Genomic DNA, 7,530 nt, shown 5'->3' on the forward strand with positions numbered 1-7,530 from the left:
AAACAAAAGCGGCCGCACACTGTGAAGTGTGCGGCCTTGGGGGCTTACATTGTATTGTCTCAAGCACTCATATATTTTCTGCGGCCAACTCTAAATTTGACCGGAACTAAGCACCAAAATCGCACAAACCGCGGTCACTGCCAGCACTGCAAAAATCGCCACAGCCGCAATTTTTAACCGCTGGCGCAGTTGCGGCTGATCGACCGTGGGATTGATCGGGTGACTGCGCCGCAAAGCGAGATATGCCAACAAACCAATGCCATTTTGCGTGCCCGCCGTTAAGACCGCAGTTAGCTTCGGGTGCGCCATTTCCCGGGCAATGGCATCGACGGTGAGCAAACGCGCCAGGAGATAGAACAGGGCGAAAACGGCGATCACCATTGCCAGAAGCAAAGTCGCAAGTAGCCAAATCATCATCATTAGTCACCTCAGATCAGTTTAATGATCAGGAAGAACGCAGTCGCAATGCTTCCTACCATCAGCAACAAGAGCAGCGCAGTCAGCCAGACAACATGACTAAAAATCATCACACCAACCGTCAGCACAATGTTCATCAATAACAGAAACACTAACCATTTTCCTGTTCGTGCAACGTTTGTCGCATCAACCCAGGATTTCACCATTCGTTGATCACCTCTCAACATTTCATCTAAGGAGAGATGATAAAGATCGGCCAACCGCATCACCCGCTCAACGTCCGGGTAACTGCGCGACGTCTCCCAGTTAGAAATCGTCTGCCGACTGACGCCCATGAACTCGGCCAATGATTCTTGGGACATGCCAGATTTGGTCCGGGCGTTTCGCAGCTGTTCGCCAATAATCATTTATCATCACTCCTTAAGTTGAGATTAGTGGAGATTGCCCTCTCAGAGTACCAAATAATTTTGACAAGCAGCAAAATATCGTCAAATCGGGTGGGCAAGTGACCGATTGCCATCAAAAGCAGCCGCATATTCCACCAACCGTGACAAGTGCAATTTGCGCATCAAAGCATAGCCACCATCGAAAAAGGTGCTGCCAGAAGAGGCAACACCTTTAATGATTCAAGTGATTTTCCCAAAGCCCATTTTTGGATAAAAACTTGAGGCCGCTATTTTTCTCCTTTGGCCTTAGCGACCGCCTGGGCCACCGCTTCCTTCAACGCGTTGCTGGTCACCGATGCGCCTGACACAGCATCGACTTCCGGCGTGTTGGCCGCGACCATTTTGGCCGGCAGCTCGTGGATGGCCTTCAGACCGACATCCCCGCTTTCGCTTTGCTGCAGGACTTCGACGTCTTGAATCTTGTCATCCTTATAGGTCACCCGCACCACTAGGCGGTCGCCCATGCCGTTGTCGCTCACCCCAATGTACTGATCAGGGCCAACCGGATAGTCAGCTGCGCTGGTCTGCGAATACGCGGTCACGCTGGAGGTTGCCTGGTGCTCAGAGGCGCTCGTCGACGCGTCCGGAGTGGCTGCCGCCGGCTGGGTGGTTGTCGCAGCCTGTGCGCCGCCTTTTGGGCGGGCCGCATTCTCGCCGGCGATTTTGCCCCAGATCAGGCACTCGGCGATGTTGTTGCCGCCTTGGTAGTTATTGACGTTGATCCCGCCAAGTTCACCGGCGGAATACAGGTTCGGGATCGGCTGGTTGGCCGGATCCAGGACCTCGGCGCGGGTGTTGCGCTGCGGGCCGCCCTGCGTGTTCAGCATGATTTGCTCCAGCGCGATGGCGTAGTATGGGCCGTCATCGAACGCCCGCATCGTCGCCGGGTCGCGGCCATACGCGTAATCCTCGCCAAGTTCAATGAAGTGGGAAAAGTTTTCGCCGGTCTTGGTCAGGATCTGCGGGTCGGCCCCGATCAGCTTGGCCAGATCCGCCAGCGAATCCGCTTTGATCGCCACGGCATCGAGGTCGACGCCGGTGACGCCTGCCTGCTTGAACGCAGCCATCTGCGTCGCGTCAAAAATCAGGTGCGGGTGGTCGTTGGCCACTGGCACCTTCCAGTCGCCGTGGTAGTAGATGTGCCCGTGGCGGTTGGCCTCGGCTTCGTTGAAGTAGCGGCTGCCGTCATCGCCGGCGACAAAGACGCTGCCGTCCGCAATGTGCGGCCAGCGCTGCAGCAGCAGGCCGCGCTCGCCCGGCTTGGTCGCCAGGGTCAGACCGTGCAGCAGACCGATCGATTCGTAGTTTTGCATGTGCCACATCTGCGCGCCGACTTCCTCGCCCAGCTTGATGCCGATGCCTTTGTTGTACATCGAGCCAACCGGGGCGAGATGCGCGACGCCAAGGTAGTCCTGAACCATTTTTCGGTTGTTTTCAAACCCGCCAGTGGCCAGGACGACGCCATTGACCGCGCGGATGTTTTTCAGGATGTGGTCGGTTTCGATTTGCGCGCCGATCACCGTGCCGTCTTCGGCCTCCAGCAAGTGCTCAACCGGCGAGCTGTACCAGACGTCAATGGCGTTGGCCCGGTCGGTGACCTGCTTTTTCAGCACCTTCCACAGCTGCGCATCCAGGAACCCGTTGTGGACCAGCAACATGTCATAGGACTCACTGCCGGGGTATTCCGGGTACTCGTGCACCATGCCGGTGAGGTCGACCTTGCTGTGATCCCAGTCGTGCGCCACACTGAACGGTTCCACGCCAAGGTAACGCTTCAGGTAGTCGCGCATGTTGACCATGCCGTCCACGTAGGTGTCAATCATGTCTTCGTCCAGGTCCATGGGCTCGGACATTTTCTTGTAGTAAGCCTTCAGCTGGTCAAAATCCTCCCCGGACCCGACCAGCTGACCGGCATAGCGCGTGTTGCCGCCTTCGTGACCTTCCGGCGCGGAATCGACAAGCAGCACCTTGGCCCCGGCGTCGGCGGCAAAGCGGGCCGCCGTAGCCCCGGCGCCGCCGAACCCCAGCACGACCACGTCATAGGTGGCATCCCAGTTGATTGTTTTACCTTGACTCATGTGTTTCTCCTCCTTGGGCGCCTGCCCGATCATGCGAATGAATGCCAGAAACTTGTCAAAACACTGATCCAAAAATTTAAGGGTCTTGGCGTCGGTCAACGCGCCTTGCTTATCGAACGCCTGCTGGCAGTTCGGCAGCATGAACTCGCAGCCCGGCATGACGCACGCCTCAACACCCGGCGCATCCAGGACGTGGCGCAGATCCATTTGGGCCCGCACCGTACCTTGGATGCCGTAAGACGCGCCGACGATCATGACCGGCTTGCCGGCCAGCGAATGATAACTTGATGACAACCACTCGATCGCGCTTTTGAGACTGGCCGTCATCGAATGATCGTACTCCGGCGTCGCGATGATGATGCCATCGGCGGCCTCCACGTTGGCGATCAGCGCCTTCACACTGGTCGGAAACTGGTGCAGCAGATCCTCGTTAAACAGCGGCAGGTCACGGATCTCCTGACACTTGATCGCGGCCTGTCCGGCGTAACGCTGCTGCATGTATGCCAGCAGCTTCCGGTTATACGACACGCTCGCATTATTCCCAACGATTGCTAACAGCTTCACTAAGCTTACCTCCGCACACTCCCAGAATGGCGCAGCCCCCAGTCGCTCAACGCCTACCCAGTTGACCCCGCATAAACGGTGACGGTCAGGCGTGCCGAGCCATTCACAAAACCTTCTCAACCACTTAACAGCTAAATTATATTCCCCTGTCTTGACGCCCCGAAAGCATTTGCACTTCTCGGATGTGAATTGATCCACAACTGCTTGGTGGCAGGACGGCAGGCCCAAGGCGAGCCAATCGGGTCCAAAAAAAAGGCCTCCGCATCGCGGAGAACTCATGTCAGAAACTGGCTAGAGTCGGGCACTCAGCCAAGCAACCGCTATTTTTTGTCGCAAGAAACACTCCCAGCTCGACCGTTGTGCTATCCTTGGCGTAATTATTTTTGAGGTGACGCCCATGACCATCGCATTGCGCGCATTAAATCCGCAGGACGCGGAAGCTGAATACCGGTTCTTTCAGACCATGCCAGAGGAAAATGGCTTTGAGGTGCCGTACCAGGGCATCACTTTTCAGAAATTTGTCGAGATGGCCATTCCGGAACGGCTGCTCAGTGCCCAGGGGCTCGGTCCGGCAATCGGCCGCGTGCCGGACACGTACTTTTTTCTGTGGGACGACGACCAGCTGATCGGACTGTTTAAAATCCGCCACCGCTTGAATGACTGGCTCCGCCACGGCGCTGGCCACATCGGCTACGGTATCCTGCCGGCATTTCGCGGCCAGGGCTACGGCACCCGCGGCCTCGAGCTGGCAATCCAGGCCTGCACGCGCCTGATGCCGGCGACAGAAACCGAAATTTACCTATCGTGTGCGCGCACCAATCTCGCCTCGCTGCAGGTCATGCGCAACAACGGCGGACGCGTGGTGGACCGCGACGAGAAGGAAAATTACGTGCGCATCCCTAGGCCTCAATCTAGTGGTGCTTACTAGATAGCTGCATCTTGACGTATCGCCTCAGCGTCTGGATCAACAAACCGCCAAAGAGCGCGAGCAAAATCAGCCCGACAATCAGCAATCCCCAATCGCGGGCGCGAATCATCTGCACGTCACCCAACCGCCTAAAGCAGTGCCCGTCCCGTCGACCAGCACCGCAATGATGAGCTGAATCAAGGCGCGCCTTCGATGCGCAGCGTCAAACTGTGGTAACAAGATCAGCTCCAACAGCGGTTCCAGCAGGCAGCCCAGTAAATCTTCCATCAGGTATGCCCCTCCCATCTTAAAATTGTTCACCCAGTCAACAACTTTTATCGCTTAGTTTATGGCATGGTGATTAGAAAGACAACGTTAGTCTCCCAACTAAATACGGGCCCCACTCCACTAGCAATTGCCAGTGCAGGTGAGACCCGTTTTTTTTGACTCAAGCTTACTTCTCCAGCGCCGCTTCCAGCGCCTCAAGCTGGCTCTGGAAGGTCGCAAATGCCGCCTCCAGGTAATCCGGCTTGGTGACGTCGATGCCGGCGCGCTTGAGGATGTTGACCGGCGTGTCGGAGTTGCCAGCGCGCAGAAATTCTTTGTACGCTGCGACCGCCGGCGCGCCTTCCGTCAGGATGCGGTTGGCCAGCGTGGTCGCAATCGCCTTAGAGGTCGAGTACTGGTACATGTAGTAGTTGTAGTAAAAATGCGGAATGTAGGCCCAGTATGCTTCCGGCCATGGGTTGGCTTCAACATCCGGCCCGTAAAAGGTCATTTCGATCTCATGGTACTTGGCGCTGAGGTCGCCTGCGGTCAGCGGCGTGCCGGCCGACTCGGTTTCGTACATGTACTTTTCAAATTCGGCGAACTGGGACTGGCGGTAAACCGTACCGATGAAGTCCTCGACCGCCGTCGTCAGGAGGTAAACCTGCTTGTCGTGGTCGCCCTTGGTCTGATCGAGCATATAGGCGTTGAGCAGACTTTCGTTTGTGGTCGACGCGATTTCGGCGGTGAAGATTGGATACTCGTGGTCCCAGTACGGCTGGCTTTCGTCGGCGTAGACACTTTGCATCGCGTGGCCGGATTCGTGCGCCAGGGTACTCATGGCGTCGTAAGTGTTCGTCCAGTTGAGCAAAATATACGGGTGCACGCCGTACGCGACATTTTCAAAGCCACCAGAGGTCTTGCCCTTGGTTTCCAGCACATCGACCCAGCGGTGGGCGAACTCGTCTTCCAGGTGAGCCTGGTAGTCCTCACCCAGCGGCGCCAGCGCAGCCAGGTCGGTCGCCTTGGCTTCCTCGTAGGTCGGCGCAAACGGCGGCTTGGTCCCGGTCAGCGGAATCGCCAGGTCCCAGGTGTGCAGAGTGTCCAGTCCCAGCACCCGCTTGCGCAGCACGTAGTAGCGGTGCAGCAGGTCCAGATGGGCGTGCGTCTGGTCGAGCAGCGTGTCGTACACGCTCTCGGGAATCTGGTTGGCGGACAGGTCCATGTCGCGCGCACTCTGGTAGTGGCGTACGCGGGCCAGCGTGTTTTGCGTGTGCATGTGCGCCTGCATGGTCGCGGCAAAGGTGTAGCGGTGGTCGTAGTAGGCCTTGGCGAACTGGCGCGTGGCCTGCTCGCGGGTCTTGGCGTCGCCGTTTTCCAAAATGACGCGGCGCAGGCCCTTGGTCAGCGGCTGCGTTTTGCCATCGTAGTCAATGTCGCCATAGGTCAGGTCCGCATCGTCCAGCGTCGATTCAATGTCTTCAGCGCTGTCAAAAGTCGTGCCAAACGTGGCCAGCAGGCTTTCCTGATCCGGCGTCAGCACGTGCCCGACCTGGGTGCGAATGCGCGCCAAGGCGTGCGCGTACTGCTTAAGCCGCGGCTCGGCTTCCGTAAACGCCGTCACCTGGCTATCCGGCATCGCGACGATTGCCGGCTCGAACCAGGACAGCTGAGCGTCAAAATTGCTTTGCGTCTTGCTAAAAGTGGCCGCCAGCTGCGCCGCGGCCGCATCAGTGGTGTCCTGCGACACCGCCAACTCGGCATATAAGCCAGGCGGTCGAGACGTTCTTGCGCCTCAAAGTAGCTGCGGATCACCTCATAAAAGTGCGCAGCGTCGGCGGTGAAGCTTTTCGCCTGACCGGCCAGCTTGGCCGTCGCGGCATTAGCGGCCTTGATCCCCTCATCAAAGTCCGCGGCCGTCGCAAATAAGTCCTTCAAATTCCAAGTTAACTCGACCGGCGCATCAGCGCGCTGGATCTGCTCTGCCATCATAACTCCCCTTTTCCCTATTAATTGATTCCTTTATGGTAGCACTTAAGCCCGCCCGCCACTAGCGCCGCGCGAGTAGCCGCGCAAAAATGGTGTGCAGCGCCAGGTACAACAGCGGCACGATGACTGCGGTCGCCACGGCGTTGATGACCGCCGCCAGCAGCTTGCAAACGCGGCGCCGACCGCGACGTGAAACGACGTGCCGACCATCAGCGCCTCGACCACGCCGACCAAGTACGACGTGACCACCTTGGTGAAGCCGGCGATAATGCCGATGGCCACAATACGGCCGGAATGATTTTTCAGATTCAGCGCCCGCACCAGCAGTGTGACCACGATGGCCATCACGGCGACCTCAGACACCGTCAGCCAGGACGTCGCGGCGTACCCGTTGAGCACGTCGAAGCCGCCAAGCCCAATCGCCCCGGCGACAAAGCCCCAGCCGCCGCCGAGAAAAATAATGGCCAGGATCATCAGCGGATTGCCAAAGTGAATGAACGGCCGCCCGACGATTGCCGGCAGCGGGATCCGCAGCACCCAGATGCCAATGTAAATAATGGCAGCGAATAACGCGGTAAAAATCAACTTGCGCGTACGTAATGTGCGATCACTCATGTTTTATAACTCCTCCAATTCTCGGCTCAGCACGGCAGCCCGGTGGCAAAGTTCAGCCCCAGCCGCGGGTCGTCAGTCTTCTGAATGGCCCGGGCGACAAAATTAGCCCCTAAAATTGCGGCGTGCTGCAGGGTCTGACCGCGCATCAGCGCCCCGCAGACGACCGCGGCAAACAGGTCCCCTGTGCCAAAGTAGTGGCCAGGCAGCCGCTGGTTGCGGTTCACCCACGCCGGCGCGGCCGCGTCGG

7 protein-coding genes and 2 pseudogenes are annotated in these 7,530 nt (G+C 58.1%); 1 reads left to right on the forward strand and 8 read right to left on the reverse strand.

Annotated features, from left to right (window positions below; genetic code table 11):
- Nucleotides 1-90: 90 nt before the first annotated feature.
- The 3 genes from JCM13995_RS12255 to JCM13995_RS12265 all read right to left on the reverse strand — a co-directional run bounded on the left by JCM13995_RS12255 (nt 91) and on the right by JCM13995_RS12265 (nt 3,505).
- Nucleotides 91-420, reverse strand: coding sequence for a hypothetical protein (locus JCM13995_RS12255; RefSeq protein ID WP_156314483.1), 330 nt, complete (start codon nt 418-420; stop codon nt 91-93).
- Between the two features lie 8 nt (nt 421-428).
- Nucleotides 429-824, reverse strand: coding sequence for a helix-turn-helix domain-containing protein (locus tag JCM13995_RS12260; protein WP_054666080.1), 396 nt, complete (start codon nt 822-824; stop codon nt 429-431).
- A 266-nt stretch (nt 825-1,090) separates the two neighbouring features.
- Nucleotides 1,091-3,505, reverse strand: coding sequence for an NAD(P)H-dependent oxidoreductase (locus JCM13995_RS12265; RefSeq protein WP_054666083.1), 2,415 nt, complete (start codon nt 3,503-3,505; stop codon nt 1,091-1,093).
- Between the two features lie 397 nt (nt 3,506-3,902).
- Here JCM13995_RS12265 and JCM13995_RS12270 point away from each other — a divergent pair, with 397 nt between their 5' ends.
- Nucleotides 3,903-4,433 carry a GNAT family N-acetyltransferase gene (locus tag JCM13995_RS12270; RefSeq protein ID WP_054666086.1) on the forward strand — a complete coding sequence of 177 codons (531 nt, stop codon included), beginning with the start codon at nt 3,903-3,905 and terminating at the stop codon, nt 4,431-4,433.
- Here JCM13995_RS12270 and JCM13995_RS17265 read toward each other — a convergent pair.
- The 5 genes and pseudogenes from JCM13995_RS17265 to JCM13995_RS12285 form a co-directional block, all read right to left on the reverse strand.
- Nucleotides 4,417-4,548 carry a hypothetical protein gene (locus JCM13995_RS17265; protein WP_263849678.1) on the reverse strand — a complete coding sequence of 44 codons (132 nt, stop codon included), beginning with the start codon at nt 4,546-4,548 and terminating at the stop codon, nt 4,417-4,419. The genes JCM13995_RS12270 and JCM13995_RS17265 overlap by 17 nt on opposite strands.
- Nucleotides 4,539-4,700 carry a hypothetical protein gene (locus JCM13995_RS14715; protein WP_156314484.1) on the reverse strand — a complete coding sequence of 54 codons (162 nt, stop codon included), beginning with the start codon at nt 4,698-4,700 and terminating at the stop codon, nt 4,539-4,541. Before JCM13995_RS14715 ends, JCM13995_RS17265 begins: the two co-directional genes overlap by 10 nt.
- Before the next feature lie 166 nt (nt 4,701-4,866).
- Nucleotides 4,867-6,435 (reverse strand): oligoendopeptidase F, encoded by a 1,569-nt coding sequence (pepF, locus tag JCM13995_RS12275; RefSeq protein ID WP_054666089.1) that lies wholly within the window; start codon nt 6,433-6,435, stop codon nt 4,867-4,869.
- 294 nt (nt 6,436-6,729) lie between these two features.
- A pseudogene (locus JCM13995_RS12280) lies at nt 6,730-7,283 on the reverse strand (ECF transporter S component).
- A gap of 26 nt (nt 7,284-7,309) precedes the next feature.
- Nucleotides 7,310-7,530 (reverse strand): annotated as a pseudogene (locus JCM13995_RS12285) (bifunctional hydroxymethylpyrimidine kinase/phosphomethylpyrimidine kinase); the annotation flags it as partial.

Origin of the sequence: Lacticaseibacillus camelliae DSM 22697 = JCM 13995, assembly GCF_001311195.1 — a bacterium.
Classification (GTDB): domain Bacteria; phylum Bacillota; class Bacilli; order Lactobacillales; family Lactobacillaceae; genus Lacticaseibacillus; species Lacticaseibacillus camelliae.

Coding starts and splice junctions, on each gene's coding strand:
- JCM13995_RS12260 (WP_054666080.1), bottom strand. CDS start 824: ATGATTATTGGCGAACAGCTGCGAAACGCCCGGACCAAATCTGGCATG.
- JCM13995_RS12270 (WP_054666086.1), top strand. CDS start 3,903: ATGACCATCGCATTGCGCGCATTAAATCCGCAGGACGCGGAAGCTGAA.
- JCM13995_RS12255 (WP_156314483.1), bottom strand. CDS start 420: ATGATGATGATTTGGCTACTTGCGACTTTGCTTCTGGCAATGGTGATC.
- JCM13995_RS14715 (WP_156314484.1), bottom strand. CDS start 4,700: ATGGAAGATTTACTGGGCTGCCTGCTGGAACCGCTGTTGGAGCTGATC.